At 65.2% G+C, this 24,015-nt stretch carries 18 protein-coding genes and 1 tRNA gene; 6 read left to right on the plus strand and 13 right to left on the minus strand.

The genetic code is table 11. The annotated features are described in order from the left end of the window. Positions 1 to 35 precede the first annotated feature (35 nt). The 3 genes from asnS to OKA04_RS08505 all read left to right on the plus strand — a co-directional run bounded on the left by asnS (position 36) and on the right by OKA04_RS08505 (position 5,910). The gene (gene asnS, locus OKA04_RS08495) at positions 36 to 1,403 is read left to right on the plus strand and encodes an asparagine--tRNA ligase (protein WP_264500722.1); all 1,368 of its coding nucleotides are present in this window, start codon (positions 36 to 38) and stop codon (positions 1,401 to 1,403) included. A 350-nt stretch (positions 1,404 to 1,753) separates the two neighbouring features. Further along, complete coding sequence (locus OKA04_RS08500; RefSeq protein ID WP_264500723.1) at positions 1,754 to 5,212, plus strand: helix-hairpin-helix domain-containing protein; 3,459 nt, start codon at positions 1,754 to 1,756, stop codon at positions 5,210 to 5,212. Between the two features lie 26 nt (positions 5,213 to 5,238). After that, positions 5,239 to 5,910 carry a hypothetical protein gene (locus tag OKA04_RS08505; protein WP_264500724.1) on the plus strand — a complete coding sequence of 224 codons (672 nt, stop codon included), beginning with the start codon at positions 5,239 to 5,241 and terminating at the stop codon, positions 5,908 to 5,910. 435 nt (positions 5,911 to 6,345) lie between these two features. On the opposite strand, the gene groL is transcribed toward OKA04_RS08505, so the two are convergent. The 4 genes from groL to dnaK form a co-directional block, all read right to left on the minus strand. Further along, positions 6,346 to 7,974, minus strand: a complete 1,629-nt coding sequence (gene groL / locus OKA04_RS08510; RefSeq protein WP_264500725.1) for a chaperonin GroEL — start codon at positions 7,972 to 7,974, stop codon at positions 6,346 to 6,348. Positions 7,975 to 8,014: 40 nt separating this feature from the next. Then, the gene (locus OKA04_RS08515; RefSeq protein WP_264500726.1) at positions 8,015 to 8,305 is read right to left on the minus strand and encodes a co-chaperone GroES; all 291 of its coding nucleotides are present in this window, start codon (positions 8,303 to 8,305) and stop codon (positions 8,015 to 8,017) included. Positions 8,306 to 8,413: 108 nt separating this feature from the next. Beyond that, positions 8,414 to 9,172 (minus strand): Fic family protein, encoded by a 759-nt coding sequence (locus OKA04_RS08520; RefSeq protein WP_264500727.1) that lies wholly within the window; start codon positions 9,170 to 9,172, stop codon positions 8,414 to 8,416. A 136-nt stretch (positions 9,173 to 9,308) separates the two neighbouring features. Next, positions 9,309 to 11,240 carry a molecular chaperone DnaK gene (gene dnaK / locus OKA04_RS08525; RefSeq protein WP_264500728.1) on the minus strand — a complete coding sequence of 644 codons (1,932 nt, stop codon included), beginning with the start codon at positions 11,238 to 11,240 and terminating at the stop codon, positions 9,309 to 9,311. 358 nt (positions 11,241 to 11,598) lie between these two features. Here dnaK and OKA04_RS08530 point away from each other — a divergent pair. Next, positions 11,599 to 11,685 (plus strand) — tRNA-Ser (locus OKA04_RS08530). Positions 11,686 to 11,976: 291 nt separating this feature from the next. On the opposite strand, the gene nagZ is transcribed toward OKA04_RS08530, so the two are convergent. Then, complete coding sequence (nagZ, locus tag OKA04_RS08535) at positions 11,977 to 13,044, minus strand: beta-N-acetylhexosaminidase (protein WP_264500729.1); 1,068 nt, start codon at positions 13,042 to 13,044, stop codon at positions 11,977 to 11,979. A gap of 108 nt (positions 13,045 to 13,152) precedes the next feature. Between nagZ and OKA04_RS08540 the strand changes: the two genes are divergently transcribed. Both OKA04_RS08540 and metX read left to right on the plus strand, forming a co-directional pair. After that, entirely contained in the window at positions 13,153 to 13,707 is a 555-nt protein-coding gene (locus OKA04_RS08540) for a YqgE/AlgH family protein (RefSeq protein ID WP_264500730.1), read from the plus strand. A gap of 228 nt (positions 13,708 to 13,935) precedes the next feature. Beyond that, positions 13,936 to 15,087, plus strand: a complete 1,152-nt coding sequence (gene metX / locus OKA04_RS08545) for a homoserine O-acetyltransferase MetX (protein WP_264500731.1) — start codon at positions 13,936 to 13,938, stop codon at positions 15,085 to 15,087. Positions 15,088 to 15,257: 170 nt separating this feature from the next. Here metX and OKA04_RS08550 read toward each other — a convergent pair whose 3' ends face one another. From OKA04_RS08550 to OKA04_RS08585, 8 genes are read right to left on the minus strand one after another with little or no spacing between them, the layout of a single operon-like run. Further along, on the minus strand, positions 15,258 to 16,082 hold the full coding sequence (locus tag OKA04_RS08550; protein WP_264500732.1) for a metallophosphoesterase: 825 nt from the start codon (positions 16,080 to 16,082) through the stop codon (positions 15,258 to 15,260). Continuing rightward, entirely contained in the window at positions 16,079 to 16,675 is a 597-nt protein-coding gene (rlmB, locus tag OKA04_RS08555) for a 23S rRNA (guanosine(2251)-2'-O)-methyltransferase RlmB (RefSeq protein ID WP_264500733.1), read from the minus strand. Before rlmB ends, OKA04_RS08550 begins: the two co-directional genes overlap by 4 nt. Before the next feature lie 36 nt (positions 16,676 to 16,711). Next, the gene (locus tag OKA04_RS08560; RefSeq protein WP_264500734.1) at positions 16,712 to 17,017 is read right to left on the minus strand and encodes a type II toxin-antitoxin system PemK/MazF family toxin; all 306 of its coding nucleotides are present in this window, start codon (positions 17,015 to 17,017) and stop codon (positions 16,712 to 16,714) included. Further along, on the minus strand, positions 17,014 to 17,205 hold the full coding sequence (locus OKA04_RS08565; protein ID WP_264500735.1) for a hypothetical protein: 192 nt from the start codon (positions 17,203 to 17,205) through the stop codon (positions 17,014 to 17,016). The genes OKA04_RS08560 and OKA04_RS08565 overlap by 4 nt, the downstream gene beginning before the upstream one ends. A 53-nt stretch (positions 17,206 to 17,258) precedes the next feature. Continuing rightward, complete coding sequence (locus OKA04_RS08570) at positions 17,259 to 20,531, minus strand: efflux RND transporter permease subunit (RefSeq protein ID WP_264500736.1); 3,273 nt, start codon at positions 20,529 to 20,531, stop codon at positions 17,259 to 17,261. Further along, positions 20,528 to 21,667, minus strand: a complete 1,140-nt coding sequence (locus OKA04_RS08575; RefSeq protein WP_264500737.1) for an efflux RND transporter periplasmic adaptor subunit — start codon at positions 21,665 to 21,667, stop codon at positions 20,528 to 20,530. Before OKA04_RS08575 ends, OKA04_RS08570 begins: the two co-directional genes overlap by 4 nt. Positions 21,668 to 21,684: 17 nt before the next feature. Then, positions 21,685 to 23,079: an efflux transporter outer membrane subunit gene (locus OKA04_RS08580; RefSeq protein ID WP_264500738.1), complete on the minus strand. Its 1,395-nt coding sequence runs from the start codon at positions 23,077 to 23,079 to the stop codon at positions 21,685 to 21,687. Between the two features lie 12 nt (positions 23,080 to 23,091). Beyond that, positions 23,092 to 23,793, minus strand: coding sequence for a TetR/AcrR family transcriptional regulator (locus OKA04_RS08585; RefSeq protein WP_264500739.1), 702 nt, complete (start codon positions 23,791 to 23,793; stop codon positions 23,092 to 23,094). Between the last annotated feature and the right edge of the window lie 222 nt (positions 23,794 to 24,015).

Below are 24,015 nucleotides of genomic sequence, written 5' to 3' on the forward strand. Positions count from 1 at the left end.
CTTGCAGCGGCCACGGCCCCTGCTAGAACTCCGCCATGCGCACTCTCGTCCGTGATTTGCTCCGCTCGACCGCTCCGTCCGATTCCATCCATGCCGCGGGGTGGGTGCGGACGCGGCGGGACTCGAAGGCATTCTCCTTCCTCGAAATCAATGACGGCTCTTGTGCGGGGAATCTCCAGGTGATTGCCGACGTGGGCATCTCCGGGTCGGAGCTGCTGGCAAAGATGAGCACGGGCGCATCCGTCGCGGTGGAGGGCAAGCTGGTGGCTTCGCAGGGCGGGAACCAGGCGTGGGAAGTGCAGGCGACCTCGATTCGTCTGCTGGGCGAGGCCCCGGATGACTTTCCCCTTCAGAAGAAGGGCCACTCGCAGGAGTTCCTGCGCAGCATCGCCCACCTGCGCCCGCGGACGAATCTCTACGGCGCGATGTTCCGCATCCGCAGCCGCATGAGCCAGGCGGTGCACCGCTTCTTCCAGGAGCGGTCCTTCTACTACGTCCACACGCCCATCATCACCGCGAGCGATTGCGAGGGGGCGGGGGAGATGTTCCGCGTGACGACGCTCGATCCGATCGGCGGCGCGAAGCAAAAGATCGAGGACGATTTCTTCGGCAAGGCCGCGCACCTCACCGTCTCCGGCCAGCTCGAGGGCGAGCTCTTCGCCACGGCGCTGGGAAATATCTATACCTTCGGCCCCACCTTCCGCGCGGAGAATTCCAATACCTCGCGCCACGCGGCGGAGTTCTGGATGATCGAGCCGGAGATGGCCTTCTGCGACCTGCAGGGCGACATGGATCTCGCCGAGGCGATGGTGAAGTATCTCGTGAGGGAAGCGCTGGACGGGCAGGACGGCGATCTGGCGATCTTCGAGAAGTTCGTGGACAAGGGCCTGCGCGAGCGCCTGGAATTCGTCGCGGAGAATCCCTTCGAGCGCGTCTCCTACACCGAGGCGGTGGAGATCCTGCTGAAGTCCGGCAAGACCTTCGAGTATCCCGTGGAGTACGGACTGAATCTCCAGAGCGAGCACGAGCGCTGGCTGACCGAGGAATTCTTCAAGAAGCCGACGACGGTCTTCAACTACCCGAAGGAGATCAAACCCTTCTACATGCGCCTGAACGATGACGACAAGACGGTGACCGCGATGGACCTGCTGGTCCCGGGTATCGGCGAGATCGTCGGCGGCAGCCAGCGCGAGGAGCGTCTGGACGTGCTGCTCGGCAACATGGAGCGCCACGGCCTGAGCGTGGATGACTACTCGTGGTACGTGGACACGCGGAAGTACGGCACCGTGCCGCACGCGGGCTTTGGCATGGGCTTCGAGCGCATGCTGATGTTCGTCACCGGCATGCAGAATATCCGCGACGTGATCCCCTTCGCACGCACGCCGGGGCACTGCGAATTCTGATGCGGGGCCGCATTCGTGGCGGCGATTTTTCTAACAAGAGCGGGATGGGAAGCTGCGGAATGCGCGGCTTCCCATTCTTGCTGTACGGGGGATGGGGGTTCATTCGCCCCGCATGTGTGGGCGGGAGCGGGAGATGTCGATTTTTGGACAAGGGGCAGCGGGGACCTACCCTCCGGAGGCAGGAATCTGTATGTCAAATCGGCCGAGATTGTTGGTAGTGAGCGGGAAATTTTCGTGTCAGGAGCAACAGAATAGTTGTCAGACAGGTTTTGGTGTGTATTTACATCCGAAACGCAAGTTGCCCGAAACCCATGAAAAACCCGCGCCCTCGCGCCCTCATTGTCGCTTTTTTGCGCCAGCCCCGAGGCTTTGCCTTGGTCATATCGCTCTCGCTGATGGTCCTGCTGACGGTCCTGGCGGTCGGCCTGCTGGGACTGTCCAGCCTGTCGCTGGCCACCTCGTCCCGTGAGTCGGACCTGGCCGAGGCGCGTGCGAATGCGCGGATGGCGCTGTCGCTGGCGATCGCCCAGCTCCAGAAGCAGACCGGGCCGGACCAGCGGGTGACGACCGCGGCGGACCAGCTCAGCACGGGCGATGGCTCGGAGAGCGCCGCCGCACCGGGCCAGCGGCACTGGACGGGCGTGTATCGCTCGTGGGGCACGACTTCCACGACGCGGCCCGCGCCGGAGTTCCTGACCTGGCTGGTGTCGGGCGAGACGCGCTCGCTGAATACGGTGGATGCGGCGAAGGGCGGCTCGGCAGGTGGCCAGGGCGAGATCTCGCTGGTGGGTGCCGGGACCGTGGGTAGCAACCGCCCGGAGAGCGAGGTGAGGGTGCCCGCGCTCACGGTGGATTCGCTGGCGGGTGGCGATTCCCGCATCGGCTGGTGGACGGGTGACCAGGGGATCAAGGCCGCGATGGCCACGCCGCCGATGTCGAATGAAACCTCCGTGGCCGCCGTGCGTTCGTCGCTGCAGGGAGCGCCGCGGAATGCCGTGGAATACGTCTCCGCAGGGACGGAGAAGCCCTTCGCCCAGCTCGACCTGAAAGACCCGAAGGTCTCGCTCGTGACCGGCTGGCAGCAGTCCGCCTTTCTCGCGACCGACCGGAATTCGCCGCGCGGTCTCTTCCATGACATCGCTCCTTTCTCCACCGGCCTGCTGACGAACCAGCGCACGGGCGGCTTCCGCAAGGATCTCTCGATGCAGCTCGAGCGCGATCCCGCCCGGGCAAACAGCCAGCTCACCACGGCCCGCGCGACCAACGTGCTCTACCGCTCCGGCGGTGAGAATGGCATCAATCTCCACGAGCTGTGGGCCTACTACACGCTCTACAAGGACGTGAAGACGAACGGCAGCTACCGCTACACGACCGGCGGCACCTTGCCCTCGAATACCCCGCACCTGCTCGTGGCCGATGGCCCGAGCAAATGCGTGGCGGACAGCTACTTCTACTTCAAGCAGCCGGTCATCACCAGCTACCAGGTGGTGCTCTCGCTGAAGACCGAGGTGGTGAACGGCCAGAACGAGCTGAACGTGGTGATGGACCCGGTCATCACCTTCTGGAACCCGCTCGACATCCCGGTGGTGGTGCCGACGAGTTCGTTCTTCTCGGTGAAATACTGGTCGATCCCGTACGACATCGTCGTGACTGTCGGCGGCAGGACCTACGTCTGCCCGCTGATCCGCGCCTTCTCCGGCAGCGACAGCAATTTCCTATCGCTGGTCGCGGGGAACGGCGTGCAGCAACTCGTCTTCAAGCCCGGCGAGGTGATCAAGGTGTCCCAGTCGGACGGATTGGTCGCGGGCGGGGTGAATCACTCGCTGCAGGCAAAGGCGGGCTTCAACTTCGGCAACGGCCTGCGCTACCCGCTGAAGGACGAGAACGGCAACAAGGTCAACGTGCCCGCGAACAGCACGGTGATCTACCAGGCTCGGCCGAACAACTACACGGCGGGATCCGCCGGCACCGGTCTGGTGCCTCCGGGCTACGGCACGCACACGCGCCACTTCTCCACGACGCACCATGAGGTGTACGTGGGATGGGATCGCAAGGGGAAGAGCGAGGGCAGCCTCGGCTACGGCGGGATGTATGTGGACTTCGACTTCGGCTACCGCCGGGTGAAGACGACCGAGCTGCGCGCGGAGAACACGGGTGGCAACAAGCCTGCCGCCGCACGCATGAATGCGAAGCAGCACCCGCAGGTCTTCCGCGCGATCACGGAGGCGATGGGCCGTCCGCTGTCCTCAGGCCAGCTCGCGGGAAGCAAGTCACCGATCGCGATCCTTTCCTACAATGCGAAAACGGAGGGCAGCACGGACGCCTCCGCGCGCACGCGCTACCTGGGCCGCTTCAATCCGCGCGCGCATCACGTGGACTTCTACGACCTGAGCCAGAGGGAGCGCGACCTGCTGCCGTACGAATACACGGTGGATCCGCTGGATAGCTGGAAGAACCGCGCGCTGGAGATCAGCCCCTCGGGGAATGCCTACTTCGGCGGCGGGATGAATGCGCAGCTCGGCAGCAGCTTCGTGACGACGCACTCGGTGCCGCGGGAGCCCATCGTCTCGCTCGCGGCACTCCAGCACTCGTGCGCGAATGGCTTCGAGATCCTCCAGCCGAAGGACGGATACGCCTGCCTGAATGCACGCGAGCCGATGCTGCCGCAGGTGTCGCACGCGATCGGGAATTCGGTCGCTCCGCCTATCCTCGCGCCGAACCAGGTGGAGAGCACGCTGAGCGGTGGCCGCGCGGTGGCGGATCACTCTTACCTCGCGAATCTCAACCTGTGGGATGACTGGTACTTCTCCGGCATCGCGCCGCAGGAGCGCCCAAGCTTCGGGCCGAAGACGCGCGCGCTCCGCCAGGTGGCGCAGGAATTCCTGGATGGCACCGCGAAGCTCCCGACCGTGCGCTACCTGCCGGAGACGGGGAACGAGGACATCAACCAGCTCATGATGAAGCTCTTCGCGGGTGTGAATCCGACGGAGGCCGCGACGCAGCTCACCGCCTCGCTGATCCGGGTGGATGGCATGTTCAATGTGAACTCGACTTCCGTGGAGGCATGGAAGGCCGTGCTGGGCAGCCTGAAGGGCCGCGAGATCGTGACCCGCACGAATGAAGGCCGCGAGAGCGTCGCCGCGCCGGGCGATGGCGAGGTGCCGGTGGCGGGCCTGATGTCGCCGGTGGACATGGTCGCGGATGGGAAGACCTCGCAGATCAAGGACGAGCGGCAGTGGATCGGCCGCCGCGTGATCACCGAGGACGAGATCGACCAGCTCGCCCGCGCGATCGTGAAGGAAGTCCGCAAGCGCGGGCCCTTCCTCTCGCTCGGTGATTTCGTGAACCGCCGCCTCGGCAGCGACCGGGATCTCGCGCGTGCCGGGGCGATCCAGAATGCGCTGGATTCCGACGAGGTGGACATCAATGCCGCCTGGAGGCAGGGCGACCGCGCCGTCGCGGAGACGGTGACGAAGCGCTTCGCCTTCCCCGAGGCGGAGGAGGGCCCGGCGGGCTATGGCATGCCGGGCGTGGTGAAGCAGGGCGATATCCTGACGCCGATCGCGCCGATCCTTTCCGCCCGCTCGGACAGCTTCGTGGTCCGTGCCTACGGCGAGAGCGTGGACAAGGACGGCAAGGTGCTCGCGCGTGCCTGGTGCGAGGCGACGGTCGAGCGCAGCCGGAACTTCGTCGATCCGGAGGACAAGCCGGAGACGGCCATCATCAGTCTCTCGCGCGATGCGAACCGTGCCTTCGGCCGCCGCTACGAGATGACCTCCTTCCGCTGGCTGCACCCTGATGAAGTGTGAGCGAGCCCACCTTTTACCCAAGACCGATGAACCGCCTAGCCACTCTATTCGCCCTGCTCCTGTCCGCCGTGGCCACGGCGCAGGACAAGCCCAAGTCCGGCGACCTGAAAGTCCGCTTCCTGGCGGAGCGCATGCCACCGGATCTAGGCCAGGTGCTCATGGCCACGCCGGAGGAGAAGTCCGCGGCATTCGACATCCGGACGAACAGCCTGTCCGAGCCGCAGGCGGCGCCCGCCCGTGTCTTCGCCGTGAAGCAGGCCACGGGGAAGGAGACCTCGCTGGCAAACGTGACGCTGCCGGATGCCGGGAAGTCCTTCATCGTGCTGCTGATACCGGGAGCCACGGGCTACAAGCCGGTGGTGATCTCCGCGGAGGATGCGTCCTTCAAGGCGGGCGACGTGTATTTCTACAACCACGGCGACAAGCCGGTGCTCGGCTACGTGGGCACGGCCACCTTCATCCTCCAGCCGGGCAAGGGGCAGACCCTCACGCCGAAGGGCGCGAAGGAGGGTAAGTACTACGACGTGGGCTTCGGCGTGCGCGAGAAGGAAGGGGACAAGGCACTGAGCACCACCCGCTGGCCGGTGGAGGACAAGCTGCGTTCGTACGTTTTCTTCTTCGTGAATCCGACGACCAAGCTCCTCGACTTCCGCGCGGTGGATGAATTCATCGAGCCGGAGAAGAAGCCGGGGACGTGAACGTCCAGGGCGGGTCCGTGGCTAGGGCATCTTGCCGTAAGCCAGTCGTGATTTCCATAGCAGGAAGGCCGGACGGGAAACCGTTCGGCTTTCTTTTTTTAAGGGGGGAGGGATGGGGGGGTGGTCGGTGGTCGAAATAGGTTATGGCGGGACTTGTGCGCCTACCTGCCAAGCGGGCCAGTGTGGCCGCGCGCTCCCAGCGGGAGTCCCTGGGAGCGCGTGGCCACTGGCCCGCTTGGATAGCCGTGGGCAGCAGTCCGATAGCACCCGTCCGACTCTTCACATCAGCCGCTCCCTCCGGGCAAGCATCCCGCCCATCAACCAATTCACTCCCCATGAAAACAAGAAAGCCGGACGGTTTCCCGTCCGGCTTCTGAATGTCTGGCGAATGACCCATGGCGACAGGATTGCCGCCGCGGTCATTCATCTCACGACTTAGTAGTCGCCCATGCCGTGGTCGTGGCCGTGGCCACCGCCTGCGGCGGGCTTCTCTTCCTTGATCTCGGTGATCAGGGCTTCCGTGGTGAGGAGGAGGCCGGCGATCGAGGCGGCGTTCTGCAGGGCGGAACGGGTCACCTTGGTCGGGTCGACGACGCCGGAGGCGATGAGGTCCTCATACTTGTCGGTGGCGACGTTGTAGCCGTGGCCTTCCTTGTTCGTCTTCACGTTGGAGACGATCAGGGCGCCTTCGCGGCCGGCATTGGCGGCGAGCTGGCGGAGCGGGGCTTCCACGGCGCGGGCGATGATGCCGGCGCCGGTGAGCTCGTCACCGGTGAGGCCGAGGTCACCCACGGCGGCCTGCGCACGGATGAGCGCGGTGCCACCGCCGGGGACGATGCCTTCTTCCACCGCAGCGCGGGTGGCGTGCAGGGCGTCTTCCACGCGGGCCTTCTTTTCCTTCATCTCGGTCTCGGTGGCAGCACCGACGTTGATGACGGCCACGCCGCCGGCGAGCTTGGCGAGGCGCTCCTGGAGCTTCTCGCGGTCGTAGTCGCTGGTGGTGTCCTCGATCTGGCGGCGGATCTGGTTCACGCGGCCGGTGATGGAGTCGGAGGTGCCGGCACCTTCCACGATGGTGGTGGCTTCCTTCGAGATGGTGACGCGCTTGGCGGAGCCGAGGTCGGCGAGCTCGACGGACTCGAGCTTGATGCCGAGGTCCTCGGTGATGACCTTGCCGCCGGTGAGGATGGCGAGGTCTTCCAGCATGGCCTTGCGGCGGTCGCCGAAGCCCGGGGCCTTCACGGCGGCGATGTTGAGGATGCCGCGGAGCTTGTTCACCACGAGGGTGGCGAGGGCTTCTCCTTCGACGTCTTCAGCGATGATGAGGAGCGGGCGGCCGGTCTTGGCGACCTTCTCGAGGAGAGGAAGCATGTCCTTCAGCGAGGAGATCTTCTTCTCGTGGATGAGCAGGTAGGCATTGTCCAGGATGGCTTCCATGCTCTCCGCATCCGTGACGAAGTACGGGGAGAGGTAGCCCTTGTCGAACTGCATGCCTTCCACGACGTCGAGGGTGGTCTCGATGCCCTTGGCTTCTTCCACGGTGATGGTGCCGTCCTTGCCGACCTTGTCCATGGCATCGGCGATGATGTTGCCGATGGTCTCGTCCCAGTTGGCGGAGACGGTGGCGACCTGGGCGATTTCCTTGGTGTCGTTGACTTCCTTGGAGATGGCCTTGAGCTGGCCGACGATGGCCTCGGTGGCCTTCAGGATGCCGCGCTGCAGGGAGATCGGGTTGGCACCGGCGGTCACGTTGCGGAGGCCTTCCTTGTAGATGGCCTCGGCGAGCACGGTGGCGGTGGTGGTGCCGTCACCGGCGATGTCGGAGGTCTTGCTGGAGACTTCGCGGATGAGCTGGGCACCCATGTTTTCATACGGGCACTCAAGTTCGATTTCCTTGGCGACGGAGACGCCGTCCTTCGTGATGGTCGGGGAGCCGAACTTCTTGTCGAGGATGACATTGCGACCGGCAGGTCCGAGGGTTGCCTTGACGGCACGGGCGAGCTTCTCGACACCGCGAAGGAGAGCCTGGCGGGCGGATTCGTCGAATTGGAGTTGTTTGGCCATGGTATGGTTGAGAGTTGAAAGTTGAGGGTTGAGAGGAGGATCAGGCGACGATGCCGAGGATGTCGGACTCGGAAATGATGAGCACTTCCTGGCCGTCGATCTTCACTTCGGTGCCGCCGTACTTGGAGATGAGGACCTTGTCGCCCACCTTCACGGTGAATTCGATGGTCTTGCCATCTTCATCCTTGCCGCCGGTGCCCAGGGCGAGGACTTCCGCTTCCTGCGGCTTTTCCTTGGCGGTGTCGGGCAGGACGATGCCGCCGGCGGAGATCGCTTCGGCGTCGATGCGCTTCACGAGGACGCGTTGACCGAGTGGTTTGATGGTAGCCATGTGTCTTTGGTATGTTTACGGTTGGTTGGGATGCCGCGCCGTTTTGAAGGGCGCGGAAAGGGTTCGGGAAAAGAGAATCAAGACTTGAGAAATCCAGCGGTAATGGGCTCAGGCTTCTGATCTTGCGTCTTCGAGTCTTGTGTCTTGCGTCTCCGCCAGGGCGGTGAGCCAGAAGTCGAATTCCTCGTCGAGGCGGGTGGTGAGGAAAGCTTGCCACGCGGGGAAGTCGCCGGAGTCGGCGGCCTCGAGCGCGGCGTAGTAGTCGGTGCGGAGTTGGGGCGAGATGGATACGGGCGGGTAACCGGCGGCGAGAAGCACGAAATTCATCGCGAGCCGCGCAGCCCGGCCATTCCCATCGGAGAAGGGATGGATGGCGGCAATGCCATGGTGGAGCCTGGCCGCGCGCTCGACGGGATCGGCGATGGCGGGCAGGTCGGCGAAGAGACGCTCCATCAGGTCCGGCACTTTCACCGGATTCGGCGGGACGAGCGTGGCTCCCGCGATGCGCACGGCGGACGTGCGGTAGCTCCCGGCGAAGGAATCATCCACGCCGCTGAGCACGATGCGATGGAGATCGAGCAGGTCGCGCTCGGTGAAGGCCGCATCGGGACGGGCGAATTCCTTCACCCGCTCCCATGCCTTCGCGAGATTGACCGCTTCCAGGTGATCCTTCAGCGGCTTGCCGGAAACGGTGACGCCCTTGGAAAGGACGACCTCCGTTTCGCGGAGCGTGAGCGTGTTTCCTTCGATGGAATTCGACTCATAGACCATCCGGACATCCCACGCCGCTGCCAAGCTCCGCACCGCGGCGGGAGCCAGCGGGCGGAGTTGGGAAAGGCGTTGGTGCTTGTCCGGGAGAGTGTCCATTGAGAGCGGGGCGGGCTTGGTGGCTCGCCCTTTCAGGGCTCCGAGTCTTCCTGTTCCGAGACCCGGGGCTGTGCCCCGGGCTGTAGGGATCGCCCCTTTCGGGGCTTTCAGAATTCCGTGTTCGATGGGGGTCAGCTTACTTATCTACCACCTCGGCCTCGACGACCTTGCCCTTAGCCTGGCGGGGCTCGGAGGAGCCGGACTCGGGGGCCTCGACGTCCATGTCAGGGGCACCGCCCGGCGCTCCGCCTGCGGCGGCCTGGGCCTGTTGGGCGGCGTTGTAGAGGTCCTGCAGGGCGCTCTCGAGGGTGGAGACGCTGGTCTTGATCGCGTCGATATTGTCGCTCTTCAGCGCATCCTTCACGGCGTCCACCTTGGCCTGGATGCCGGACTTGAGTTCGGCGGGGGCTTCGGCAGGCAGTTCGGAGAGCTGCTTCTCGACTTGGAAGACGAGGTTCTCGGCCTTGTTCTTCGTATCGACCACTTCCACGCGCTTGCGGTCTTCCTCGGCGTGGGCCTCGGCTTCGGCCTTGGCCTTCTCGATCTCTTCCTGGGAAAGACCGGAGGAACCCTGGATCGAGATCTTCTGCTCCTTGCCGGACTGCTTGTCCTTTGCGGAGACGTGGAGGATGCCGTTCGCGTCGATGTCGAAGGTCACCTCGATCTGCGGTTCACCGCGGCGGGCCGGGGCGATGCCGTCGAGCTTGAAGTTCCCCAGCAGCTTGTTGTCGGAGAACATCGGGCGCTCGCCCTGGCAGATGCGGATATCCACGGCGGGCTGGTTGTCGGACGCGGTCGAGAAGACCTGCGACTTCTTCACCGGCACGGTGGTATTGCGGTCGATCATCGAGGTGGCGCGCGAGCCTTCCGTCTCGATGGAAAGCGTGAGCGGGGTCACGTCGAGGAGGAGCACGTCCTTCACGTCGCCCTTCAGCACGCCGCCCTGGATGGAGGCACCGATGGCCACCACTTCGTCCGGGTTCACGCCGCGGTGCGGCTCCTTGCCGGCGAGTTCCTTGGCGACCTCGATCACCTTCGGCATGCGGGTCATGCCGCCCACGAGCACGAGCTCATCGACCTGCGAGCTGGAGATGCCGGCTTCCTTGAGGCAATCGCGGACGGGCTTCTTCGTGCGCTCGAAGAGGCTGTCGGTGAGCTGCTCCAGCTTCGCGCGGGAAAGCGTGAGCTGGATGTGCTTCGGGCCGGTCTGGTCGGCCGTGATGAAGGGCAGCGAAATGTCGTAGGACTGGCTGGAGGACAGCGCGATCTTCGCCTTCTCCGCCTCTTCCTTGATGCGCTGGAGCGCGTCCGGCTGGTTCGAGAGGTCGATGCCCTGGTCCTTCTTGAATTCGTCCGCGATCCACTGGATCAGCGTGTTGTCCCAGTCGTCACCGCCGAGCTGCGTGTCGCCATCCGTGGCCATCACCTCGAAGACGCCGTCATCGATATCGAGCACGGAGATGTCGAAGGTGCCACCGCCGAGGTCGTACACGGCGATCTTCTCGGAGGCCTTCTTGTCGAGGCCGTAGGCGAGTGCCGCGGCGGTCGGCTCGTTGATGATGCGGCGCACGTTCAGGCCGGCGATTTCGCCTGCGGCCTTCGTGGCATTGCGCTGGGAGTCATTGAAGTAGGCCGGCACGGTGATGACCGCGTCGGTGATGGTTTCACCCAGCTTTGCCTCGGCGTCGGACTTCAGCTTGCCGAGCACCATGGCGGCGATTTCCTGCGGCGAGTAGGTCTTCGTCTCGCCGCCGACTTCCACCTGGATGTGGGCGTCGCCATTCGCTGCCGCCACGATCTTGTAGGGCATCTTCTTGTCGGCCTCGGAGAGCTCGGAGAATTTCCGGCCGATCAGGCGCTTGGCGGAGAAGACGGTGTTCTTCGGGTTCGTCACGGCCTGGCGCTTGGCAGCCTGGCCGACGAGGCGCTCGCCGCTCTTCGTGAAGGCGACGATGGATGGCGTGGTGCGGGCACCTTCGGAGTTTTCCAGCACGACGGCTTCGCCGCCTTCCATGACAGCCATGCAGGAATTGGTGGTGCCGAGGTCGATACCGAGAATCTTGGACATAAGGTAGGTGGGTTGGGGAATTAAAGGTGGGTTTGGAGCCCGCGGCTGGGACGCTTGTTCGCCGTCGTTCGCGGGCACGGATTGCTGGCCGCCTTTTCGCAGGCCGGGTGCCAGCCGTTTGAAAGCTTCACCCCGGCCCTGAAAACCAATCGCTTCCGCCTCTGTCATGCGTGCGTGCACGCCCCGCAGGTGCGTCAAAACCGGCCAGCCTGTCGCACCGCGGGGCGACAAATTGTCCCGGTGCGACAACTGCGCACGACCCCTCTGGAGAGCCGGGAAAAGGGGGGATGAAAATCTCTTTGAAAATCGGGTTGCCAAGCGCGCGGCCCCTCCATAGGGTCCGCGCCCTTCCACTTAAGGGCAGGTGTCAGAGTGGTCGAATGAGCACGCTTGGAAAGCGTGTGTGCTAGCAATAGTACCGAGGGTTCGAATCCCTCCCTGTCCGCTTCCTTGATTTTCAGGGAACAAAGCCGTTGTAGTAACAACGGCGGTGACAACGGTGATTCAGATCAGCCGTTTTGTCGGGTCTTCCGAGATTCTCTATATGCTCGGTGGCTGATTCGATTCCGGTTGAATCGGTGGAGCTGGAGATTCCGGCGCGGCGCGACGCACGAATTACGAGATCAGTAGTAGCCCGGAGCAGATGGCTCCTGTCCTGCGGGTTTGGCTGCCAAGCATGGGCCGCGGGATGCCGCGGCGGTTCTCCGCCAGCAGCCGTCCGATCTCTAACAACCGCTCAATAGTCCGCCACAGGCGAGTTCGGTAGGGTGGCTCCGATTTCCGGGACGAGGGCGGCGAGATCGGCGATCTCTTGGGAAACCGAGTCCCACTTTTCCCGCGACCAGGGGATGGTGGGGTGGAGCTTCTTGCGGAATTTCGCCAGGCGCTTTTCGGCGTCGTCGGTGATGTAGGAGGAGACGGCGGCGAGTCGTTTCGCGGCGTCTTTCGCGCGCTCGGTGCGGTGGCAGATCATCGCGAGGTCATTGCCCGCCTCGATGGCGGCGACGACGTCGGTATTGTCCGGGTAGCGGTCGGCGATGGCGCCCATGTCGAGGTCGTCGGTGAGGACCAGATGCTTGTCGAAGCCGAGCTGGCCGCGGAGGAAGTCCGTGACCATGCGGCGGGACAGCGAGGCGGGCTTCTCCGGGTCGATGGCGGGGAAGAGCACGTGCGCGAGCATGACGGCATCCAGTTCCGGCATGAGCGCGGTGTAGGGGATGATGTCTTCCTTCAGCAGGTCCGTGATGGTGGCGTCGCTCACGGGCAGGTCGTGGTGCGGGTCGGACTTCGCGCGGCCGCAGGCGGGGAAGTGCTTGGCGCAGGAGCGCACGGAGCGCTTGCGCAGCCAGCGGTTCCAGTTGCCTGCGAGGTCGATCACCTTTTGCGGATCGCGGCCCCAGCAGCGCCCGCGGAGGGAATTCTGGAGGTCCGGGTGGTGGTCGAGGTCGAGCACCGGGGCGAAGTCGAGATTGAAGCCGAGCAGGCGGAGCTGGTCGCCGGTATAGACGCCGGCCTTGGCGGCGAGCATCATGTCGCCCTTCGCGGCGAAGGCATTGGCAGATGGCAGGGAGGGGGCGATGTCCTTCGTGCGGGTGACGCGGCCGCCTTCCTGGTCGATGGCCATGATGGGCTCGTCCTCGCAGAGCGTGCGCAGGGCGTCCGTGAGCTGGCGGGTCTGCTCGGCGGTGACGATATTCCTGCCAAAGAGGATGAAGCCGGCGGGCTGGAGCCGCCGGAACATCTCCGCCTCGTCCGGCTCGATCTCCGGTCCGCGCACGCCGAGCAGCAGCAGGTGGCCATTCATGGGCGGCAGGATGAATGAGGGCCCGCGGGAGAAAAGCGGGATTCTCAAATCCGTCCGGGTTTCCCGTTGGCGAAGCGGGGGCGGGGGCGTATTTTCCAAAGGATAGCAATGAGCGCGACCGACTCCCCCATCCACCTGCAGGGCCAGATCCTGCTGGCTGACCCGTCGCTGCACGACGGGATCTTCGACCGGTCGGTCATCCTGCTGGCGGACCACTCGGCGGAGGAGGGAGCCTTCGGGCTGATCCTGAATCATCCGACGGGCCACAGCGTCGGGGACTTCCTGAAGGAGCCTGCCTTCGAGCCGCTGAAGCACATCGCGGTGCACCTCGGCGGGCCGGTCTCGCGCGAGCATCTTACGTTTTCCGCCTTCTGGTGGACAGAGGACAATCGCCTGAAGTGGCACGTCCGCATCCCCGCCGAGCAGGCGATCAAGCACAGCCGCAAGCCGGGGACGCTGGTGCGGGCCTTCGTCGGCTACTCCGGCTGGACGGCCGGGCAGCTCGAGGGGGAAATCCGCCGGAACACATGGATCACCACCCGCCCGGGCAGCAACCTGCTGGGGCAGAGCCACGACCGCGAGCTGTGGGCGGAGATCCTGCGCTCGATGTCGCCGTACCACCGGATCCTGGCAGAAGCGCCGGAGGACCCGCGGTCGAATTGATGTGGTGGAGGTAGCTCCTGAAAGTGGCCGCGGCTTCCAGCCGCAGGCCGACAGGGGATGGGCTTACGGCAGGATGCCGTAGCCACGGTGGGGGAAAGTGGCCGTGGCTTCCAGCCGCAGGTCGGCAGGGGATGGGCTTACGGCAAGATGCCGTAGCCACGGTATGCCGCAGCCGCGGTGGGGATTCCGCTGGCCAATCATCCGGCCCCGACTTAGACCCGGCGCGCCGTGGCGGACACCGAGACTAAGTTTTTCACGATCAATGACGGGCCGATCCGTCTGCGCGAGGGCGGCGAGCTGCCGTCCGCGACCCTGGCCTATGAGACCTGGGGCACGCTGAATGGGGACGGCACGAATGCCATCCTGCTCTTTCACGCGCTGTCGGGCGCACACCATGCCTGCGGCCACAATCCCGCGATCCCGGGCACCGGCACGCTGTGGCAGCCGGAAATGCACGAGGGCTGGTGGGGCGAGATGATCGGGCCGGGCAAGGCGCTCGACACGGACAAGTATTTCATCGTCTGCGCGAACTACCTCGGCGGCTGCTACGGCTCCACGGGCCCGGCTTCGGCGAATCCGGACACCGGCAAGCCGTGGGGCTCCGCCTTCCCGCACGTGACCACGGCGGACCAGGCGGAGGTGCAGGCGAAGCTGCTGGATCACCTCGGCGTGGGGAAGCTCCATGCCGCGATCGGGCCGTCGGTCGGTGGCTTGATCGCGCTCGCGTTCGCGACGCGTTTCCCGGAGCGGGTGACGAACGTCATCTCGATTGCGTCGGGCTACAAGACGACCGTGCTGAACCGCCTGATCCTGTTCGAGCAGATCCTGGCGATCGAGAACGACCCGCATTTCAATGGCGGCGACTATTACGACGGTGGCAATGGCGGCCCGCTCTACGGGCTGGCGCTGGCGCGCATGATCTCCCACAAGACTTTCGTCCACCTGGATGCGATCGAGCGCCGCGCCCGGCAGGATGTGGTGCAGCCGGACGATATCCTCGCGTGGTACCGCGTCCGCGACCAATTCCAGAGCTACATGCTCCACCAGGGGAAGAAATTCGTGAAGCGCTTCGACGCGAACACGTATCTCCGCATCAATGACATGTGGTCGCGCTTCGACGGCGCGCACGAGGGCGACGCGGAGAGCCCGGAGGCGCTCTTTTCCCGCTGCCGGGAGGCGGGCCAGCGCTGGCTGGTCTTCTCCATCGACTCCGACTTCTGCTTCTACCCGGAAGAGCAGGCGGAGCTGGTGAAGCATCTGGAGAATGCCCAGGTGAACTCGATGCATGTGACCGTCCACTCGGACAAGGGCCACGACTCCTTCCTGCTGGAGCCGGACTACTACACGCCGCACATCTCGTGGGTGCTGGGGAAGCCGTGAGCTGAAAGGTCGGTCATGTGGCGGAGCCCCGGGAGCGACCCGACTGGCCGGCATCTTCGTGTCCTGAAAGCCTCGTTTTTGGGGAGGGATGGGAAAATTCCGGTCGCCCGGTCGTTCGACGGGACTCCACCTTGGATTAGGCAGATGGCGGCGGGCCGTGACAAGGAGCGTTAGACTCCGGGTGCCTGCCGCGGCAGGCGCCAGGTGCCGAGCACTTCGCCGAGGCGGTAGTCCGGGCCGCTCTTTTCATCGATGCGGCCGCAGCGGAGCTGGTCGCCATCGAAGTCCGCCCACAGGGCCGGGCAGGGATTCATGAAGGCGCCCAGATTCATGACCAGCCGCCCCCGCCGCTGCCAGATGCCGGCGCGGTGGAAATGGCCCACGATGATGATTTCCGCGCGGGGGAAATAGCGCTCGGCGAAGGCCGCGGCGGCGTCGCCCTGGGTCGTCCAGACGCGGAGCATCTGGAGGGCGCGGGTGGGCGGGCTGATGGCGTCCATCGCACGGTTCCACAGGCGCTTGCCCTTCGGATACTCGCGGGCGCGGAGGAGCAGGGCCATCTCGCGCGCGAGCACGATGCGGGCTGCGGGGTCGTTTTCCGCGGCCTGGTGGCGTGCCCACAGGGCGGCCACGCCGGGCTGCTGCGTCAGCGCCTCGCGGCTCCACGGCGAGCCATCGGCGAAGAGGGTATCGCCATGGATGATGAGGATGCGGCCGCCTGCCAGCTCCTCCCAGCCGGTGCCGGGCCAGCCGGGATCGTGATTCCCGGGGAGGAAGACCGGCTCGGCTCCCTCCTCGGCGCAGAGGCGCTTCAGGTCCTTCAGCATCGCGGCGGACTTCTCGAAGAAAAGCCGCGCCAGCTCCTGCCAGGTATCGCCATTGAAGATGACGGTGCGCGCCCCGGCGATGAGCGGGCGCAGGCTCTCCACGGACTCGATGCGCGAGACGCGGTGGCCGAGGTGGAGATCGGACAGGATGCGGACGGGGGGCGTCATGCCTTCGCGAGGGTCCTCTGGCGGACGGCTTCGTAGAGGCAGACACCGGCGGAGACGGAGACGTTCAGGCACTCCACCTTTCCGGCCATGGGGATCTTCGCGAGGAAGTCGCAGTTTTCCTCGGTGAGGCGGCGCATGCCCTTTTCCTCGGCTCCCAGGATGAGGGCCAGCGGGCCCTTCAGGTCGAGGTCGTAGATGTATTTGTCCGTGTGGTCGGTGGTGCCCACGAGCCAGAGACCGGCCTTTTTCAGGTGCTCCATGGTCCGCGCGAGATTCGTCACCTGGACGAAGGGCACGTGGTCCGCAGCACCCACGGAGATGCGGCGCACGGTCTCGGTGATGCCCACGGCCTTGTCCTTTGGCGCGACCACGGCGTGGACGCCAGCCCCATCCGCGGTGCGGAGGATGGCCCCGAGATTGTGCGGGTCCTGCACGCAATCGAGGATGAGGATGAAGGGGTCCTTCTTCTCCGCGATGAGCTGCATCAGGTCATCCTCATCGAGCGACGGCACGGAGGAGGCGGTGGAGCTTTCGTCCGGCTTGCGGGCGTGGCGGTTGTCCCTGGCTTCGTGCTCGCGGCGGCGCGGTTTCATGGCGGGAGATTGGAAAAGCCGCGCGCGCCGGGCAATTCACATTTCGAATCTCTCCCGAATCCGGTCTTTGACCATGGCCATCTCTTCGGGCTTCAGCTCGCCCAGTTTTCTCATCAGCCGAACCATCGGTAATGATTGGATCTGCTGGAAATGGAAGGCCCCAGCCTTGAGGAACGACTTCGGGATCGGTAGCTCCCAGTGGTTTCCTCGCAAGGCTGTCGTGTGAGGAACGACTGTAACCAGCGCGAGTTCGTCTTCGAAAGGAGCGCCAGTCAGTAGCAGGCATGGCCGGACCTTTCCGGCCATCCCCAGATCGACCTGCCACACTTCGCCCGGCTTCATGGAGTTTGCGCCTCTGCTTCCAATTCGTCGAGCATGGCAAATCCCAAGGCTGCCGAGTGTTCGCAGACCGCCAGATCAGCCGCTTCTTCCGGAGTCGAATCCATTTCCAGCAGGCGCAGGGAAAGCTCCCGCCGCTCTTCGCGGTTCAGCGAAGGAAGCTCTTCGAGAATCTGTCGGATGGAGATCACGCGAACAATCTAGGCAGAGCTTCCGGCGCAGTCAATCCAGCGGGTCAAGCCACTCACCCCTCTCTCCCGATGGCGTGCTCGTTCGCGTCGAGGACGAGTTCTTCCTCGTGGCGCTTCAGGGCTTCGGGGGTGTAGATGCGGTTGCGGAAGTCTTCAAAGAGCGCATAGACGCACGGCACCAGCAGCATGGTGTTGAAGAGATTGATCAGTCCGCCGAAGGCGAGGCTGACGGCCATGGGGATGAGGAACTTCGCCTGCACGCTGGTCTCCGTGATCATCGGCAGCAGGCCGATGAAGCTGGTGATCGACGTCAGGAAGATCGGCGTGAACCTCGCGCGGCCGCCCATCGCGACGGCTTCCCGCACGGTGTGGCCCTCGCGCCGGTAGCGGTTCATGAATTCCACCAGCACCAGGCTCTCATTGATCACCACGCCGGCCAGCGCGATGACGCCGATGATGCTCATCACGCTGAAATTCATCCCGAAGAGGATGTGCCCGCCCACCGCGCCGATCATGCCGAAGGGGATGACGCACATCACGATGAGCGGCTGGACGTAGCTGCGCAGCGGCAGCGCCAGCACCATGTAGATGCCGAAGAGCGCGAGGACGAAGCCCTTCGAGAGATCGCCCACGCTCTCGCGCTGGTCCTTTTGCTCGCCCTGGAAGCCCCACATGACGCTGGGGAATTTCTGCTTCATCTCCGGGAAGACGTCTGCCCTCATCCACTCCACCACCTCGTTCGCGTTCGCGTTCGGATTCGTGCGGTCGATGTCGGCGGTGACATTGATCGAGCGGAAGCGGTTTGCTCGGCGGATCATCGCGTAGCCCCGGCCCTCCTCGGCCTCCGCCACCTCGGTGAAGGGGATCTCGGTGCCGTCGGCGGTGCGGATCCTCATGTCGGAGAGATTCTGCAAACTACGACGTTCATCGTAGGGATAGCGCACGTAGACGCGCACCTCGTCGCGCCCGCGTTGCAGGCGCTGCACTTCCTCGCCGTAGAAGGCCTGCCGCACCTGGCGGGCGATGGTTTCCAGCCGCAGGCCGAGCGCCTCGCCGGCATCGGTCACGGCCAGCTTCACCTCGCGCTTGCCGTCGAGATTGCTGTCGCCGATGTCGATGATGCCGTCCTGGGTGGCGAGCCGCGCCTTCATGAATTCGGCGGCCTCGTCGAGCTCGTCCATGTCCGGGCCGGTGAGCTCCAGGTCGATGGCATTTCCCCCGGCGGACGTCTGGAGCTGGAAGGAAAGCTCCACCGCGCCCGGGATGGGGCCGACGCGCTTGCGCCAGTCCGCGATGATGGCATCGGCGAGTAGGTCGGGCCGGTTCCGCGAATCGGCTCCTTGCAGCTCGATGGTCACCTCGCCGACATTCACGCCGCGTGCTGCCTGGAGGCTGAGGCCGGGCGTGTAGGGCTGTGAGCCCACGCTGGAGAGCAGGTGCTTGATGATGGGGCGGCCATGCTCGTCCTGGATGTCCCGCTGGATGGCGAGGGCCGCTTCCTCGATCTTGCGGATCGCCGCCTCGGTGGTCTCCACCGGCACCCCATTCGGCAGCGTCAGCTTCGCGCTCACGATCTCCGCCTCCACGCGCGGGAAGAACTCGAACTTGATCAGCCGCCCGCTCGCGAGCAGGCCCAGCACGATCATCAGCACCGCCGCAAAGGCCGCCACCGTCGCGTGCCGCCAGTGGATCAGCCTTTCCAGGAGCGGCCCGTAGATGTGGACCACGAAGTGATCGAGGCCCTTCGCGATTTTCCGCTGGAGTCGCAGGAAGCGGTTCGGGTGATTCGGATCGACCGGCTTCAGGTGAGCGAGGTGCGAGGGCAGGATGAGATTCGTCTCGATCAGCGAGACGATCAGCACGGGGATGACGATCCACGGGATCTGCCGCCAGATATTCCCGCTGACGCCCTGCACGGCGAACATCGGCATGAAGGCGATCATCGTCGTGAAGACGCCGAAGGCGGCCACGCTCATCACCTCCCAGGTGCCGCGCGGTGCGGCGAGGTGGGCGGGCTCCCCCTGCTCGATGCGTTCGTTCACGCGCTCGCCCACGACGATCGCATCGTCCGTCACGATCCCGAGCACCAGGATGAAGGCGAACAGCGAGATCATGTTGATCGAGATGTCGCCGTAGGGCAGTGCCATCAGCGCTCCGGCGAAGGCGATGGGAATGCCGAGCGCCACGTGGAATGCCAGCGCGGGACGCAGGAAGAGCGCGAGCGCGATGTACACGAGCACGAAGCCCTGGAAGCCATCGCCGAGCAGCAGCTTGATGCGGCCCTCGAGCAGGACTGACTCGTCGTTCCAGATCTCCAGGTCCACGCCCTTCGGCACGTGGATGGACTCCTCGGCCACGAAGTCCTTCACGAGCTGGGCCACGCGCAGGGTGTCCTCGTCGCCGGTGCGGAAGATATTCAGGACGATCGCCGGGTGGCCGTCGTAGCGCGAGTAGAGGTCTTCCTCCTTGAAGCCGTCGATGACCTTCGCCACGTCGGACAGCTTCACCACGCTGCCATCGGGACGCGTGAGCACGGTGATCTGCTCGATCTCCGCGGCCTCGTAGCGGCGGTTCTGCGCGCGGATGAGGATCTCGCCCGCACTGGTGCGGACGGAGCCGCCGGGCAAGTCGATGGAAGTCGAGCGCACCGCATTCGCGACCTGCTCGAAGGTCATGCCATACTCGCGCAGCGTCGTCTCGGAGACCTCGATGGAGATCTCGTGGTCGCGCACGCCGGTCAGCTCGATCTGGGTGATCTTCGGCTCGCCGAGCACGGCATTGCCCACGGTCCTCTTCAGCTTCTCCCACGCGGTGGTGGGTTCCTTGCCGGCATAGACGAGCAGGTCGTCGCGCACCTTGTCCGCGATGGCGCGCAGCGTCCGCTCGTCGGTATCCGCGGTGACGGCGAGGCTCATCACCTGCTGGCGGATGAGCACGTCTGCGATGATCGGCTTCTCGACGCTCTCGGCGAAGTTCTGGATCGCATCGACGCGGCTCTTCACGTCGTTCAGCACCTTGCGGACGTCCTTGCCCGCGGCCACCTCCACGACCACCACGCCGCGGCCCTCCGCGCTGGTGGAGGTCAGGCGCTCGATGCCGTCGAGGTCCTGGATGGCCTCCTCCACGGGCACGCAGACGCCCTTCTCCACCTCCTCCGGCGTGGCATTCGGATACGGCGTCTGGACCGTGATGAAGTTCGACGAGATCTCCGGGAAGATCTCCTTCTTCAGCCGGATCCACGTGAATGTGCCCAGCACCAGCAGGGCGATCATCAGGAAATTGGCGGCGACCTTGTTGCGCGCCCAGAAGAAGATGAGGCCTTTCATGGCTCGTCAGTGGAGACTTCCTTCCCGTCGCGCAGCACCACCTTCACCTCCATGCCCTCGATGACCGAGGTCAGCGCGGTGATGCAGAGCTGCTCCCCGTCCTCGACGCCCTCGGAGACGAGCACGGTGTCCTTCTCGGTGCGGATGACCTTCACCTGCCGCGTGGTGACGGTGTGGCCGTCGCCGACGACCATCACGCGGTCCGTCTTGGCAAAGGCGCGGCGCGGGATGCGGACGACGTCGGGAATGGTGCGTCCCTCGATCTCGGTGTGGACGAATTGCCCCGGCAGCGGCGCGTCCGGCGAATCGCCGTCGATGCGGGCGACCACGATGATCGAGCGGTTCTCCCGCTGGATCTCGCCCTCGGTGCGGTCCACCACGGCCTTCCACGTGCGCGTGCCGCCGGACTCGCGCAGCAGGATCTCCTGCCCGCGGAGGTCGAAGAAGGCCGCATCCTGGCGCGGCACCGGCAGGCGGACCTCGTAGAAATCCGTCGCGTAGAATTCCGCCAGCGCCCCGGCCTTCGCGACGCGCGTGCCGAGATCGACGAGCTTCTTGCGGATGCGCCCGTCGTAGGGCGCGCGCAGCTTCGTGCGCTCCACGTCCTTCATCGCGCGCATCACCGCGGCCTCCGAGGCGGCGACGCGGGCGCGGCTCGCGGCGAGCTGGGGAATGCGGAGCACCAGGTCATTCGCGGTCTGGCCCGGATTCGCGATGCGTTCCCAATCCCGCTTCGCCTGCTCGGCGCGCATTTCCTCCTGCGCGAGCTGCAGCCTGGCCTCGGCCTGCGCTGCTTCCGCCTGGAAGAGGTCGGCCTTGTAGTCGGTGGGGTCGATCTCCAACAGGACGTCACCCGCCTTGAAATTCCCGCCTGCCTCGTAGTCCTGGCCCACGGCGATGACGGTGCCCTCCACCTCGGCGGCGGCGCGGGTCAGCGTCACGGGCTCCACGGTGCCTTGGGCGGGGATCATCACATGGATCTCCGTCTTGCGGGCGGTCACGGTTTCCACTTCCTGCGCCAGCTTCGGCGGCTGTGTGGGGAGGGGCGTCTTCTTGAGCTTCGCCAGCAGGGCAAACATGGCGAAGCCGCCGAGCAGGATGGCTGCGGCGAGGATGATGCGGAAAATGCGTTTCATCTGGGAGAATGAATCAATCAGGGGCCGCGCAGCACCACATCGCCACCCAGGGCGAGGTGCAGGTTCACGCGGTTGTCGAGCAGCAGGCGGCGCACGGAGACCAGCGCCGAGGCGGCCTCGATCTGGCGGTTCTGCGCGGCGATGTAGGTGAGCACGCCGCCGGTGCCGGTGCGGAATTCCTCACCCGCGCGCTCCGCGGCATCCTGCGAGAGGGTCACGGCATGCGTGAGCTCCTGCTCCTGGCGGCGCAGGTAGATCTCGGCGATGAGCGATTGCTCCACCTCGCCAAAGGCATCCAGCACCACACGCTGGAGATTTGCCGCGGCCTCGCGCTCGGCCGCCTCGGCCTGCTCGATGCCGCCGCGCAGTCGACCGCCCTGGAAGATCGGCTGCGTCAGGCTGCCACCGAGCGACCACACGCCCGCGGAGCTTTTCAGGATGTCTTCCAGTTGGTCGGTCGAGGTCCCGAGGCTGCCTGTCAGGGAGATGCTCGGGAAAAGTGCCTTCACCGCTTGGTCGCGGCGGCGTCCCGCGGCAGCGAGCTGACGCTCCGCGGCGAGGAGATCCGGGCGGCGCAGCAGCAGCTCGGAAGGCAGGCCCGCAGGCGGGATCGCGGGTAGCTTCGGCAGCTTCGCGCCGCTCGCGACATTCCCGGATGGATAGCGGCCGAGCAGCAGCTCGAGCTGCCTCAGCGCGCGCTCGCGTTCGCCGCGGCGGCGCTCGAGATCGGACTTCGCGGTGGAGAGCTCGGTCTGGCTCAGGCGGACCTGCGCGGCGGAGCCACCGTCATCGGCGATGGCCCGCTCGAAGCGCTCGCGCACCAGCGTGGAGGATTCCTCGCGGGACTTCACTGCTTGGTCCGCCAGCGCGACCTGCTCGTTCGACTCGGCGACGGCCAGCCAGGCCTTGGAAACCTGGGCGGCGAGCGACGAGCGCAGCGCGCGGTCATTCTGCTGCTGCGCCTCGGCATCGGCCATGGCCGCCTCGGCCCCGGACCTCACCTTGCCCCACAGGTCCACCTCCCACGCCGCCTGCAGGGAGACGCCGAAGGTATTCGCCGTGGAGGCCTGGCCGAGGAAGTTCTGCTTCTGGCGCGATGCCTGGGTGCCCGCGCCGAGCGTGGGAAAGCGCTCTGCTCCGGCGATCTTCGCGACCGCGGCGGCCTGGTCCACCCGAGCGGCGGAGGCTTGCAGGCTGGGATTCGCACGCTGTGCCTCATCCACCAGCGAGACCAGTGGGGAACCGCCTATGGTCTTCACCCAGCGATGGTCCACGCCGCTGCGTGCCTCGCGGGTGGCGGACCATGATTCCGGCGCGGTGCCTGCGGCATCCATCCGCGACGATGGCGAGTGCAGGGTGCAGCCACCAAGAAGTGCCGCCATGAAAATGGCGCTCGCGCGGGAGGGGATCATGTAGGGACGAGACTAGAACGGGAACTCGACCTGAGGTCCACGGGTCTTTTGTTCCTCTTGACCGTCTTCGCTGCCCTGCCGCATCCCGGCGGCGGCGAAGCGGATGAAGCGGGAAAGCGTCTGCTCCAGCGTCGGGGTCCCGGCTTCGCCACCCGACATGCGCAGCAGCTTCTCGCCGTGCGCCATGGTGTGGATCATCGAGCCGCCCATGAGGTGCATGCGCCACCAGATGTCATCCGGGGCCAGACCGGGCAGCGCCTTCGCGAAGGCCTTGTAGAAGCGCGAGGACATGTTGATGAAAAGCTGCTCCACCACCGGCGGCATATCGCAGCCGTGGCCGAACATGCGGCCCATCAGCTTGAAGAAAATCTTCTCGGTCAGCTCCGAGCGGCGCACCTGCGTGGCGAAGGGGCGGATGTAGGCGTCGAGGATTTCCTCGATCGGCAGCGGCTTGCCAGCGGCGCGGCGCTCCAGCGTGTCGAGGCGGGCGAGGCGCTCCTCGTTCACCGGATTGATCGAGCGGGTGAGGACGACGGCGATGAGGCCCTCGCGGCTGCCGAAGTGGTAGTTCACCGCGGCCACGTTCGCACCGGCCTTCGTGGTGATGTCGCGCACCGACACGCGGTCGAATCCGTCGTCGGCGAAAAGCTCTTCTGCTGCTTCGATCAAACGCTGCTTGGTGGCCACCTTCGAATCTCCTGCAACTGCGCTCATGGCCCGAAGCTCCATGCACCTCCCCCGGGTGTCAAACGATTGATTAAACTGCGGATTCGTCGATTTACGTAAGGTGTTTCAATCCATTGGATTGTGAGCTTGTGAAACAATTCACAAGCGTTTCGGAAGACTGAAATATCCAGCTCCTTCCCAAATCAAAGTGGGAAATCCGGTCTTCGCAGTGTGCTTGGGGCTGAATCGTCTCAATTGGAAGATTGGCGA

It is taken from the genome of Luteolibacter flavescens (assembly GCF_025950085.1).
GTDB lineage: Bacteria > Verrucomicrobiota > Verrucomicrobiia > Verrucomicrobiales > Akkermansiaceae > Haloferula > Haloferula flavescens.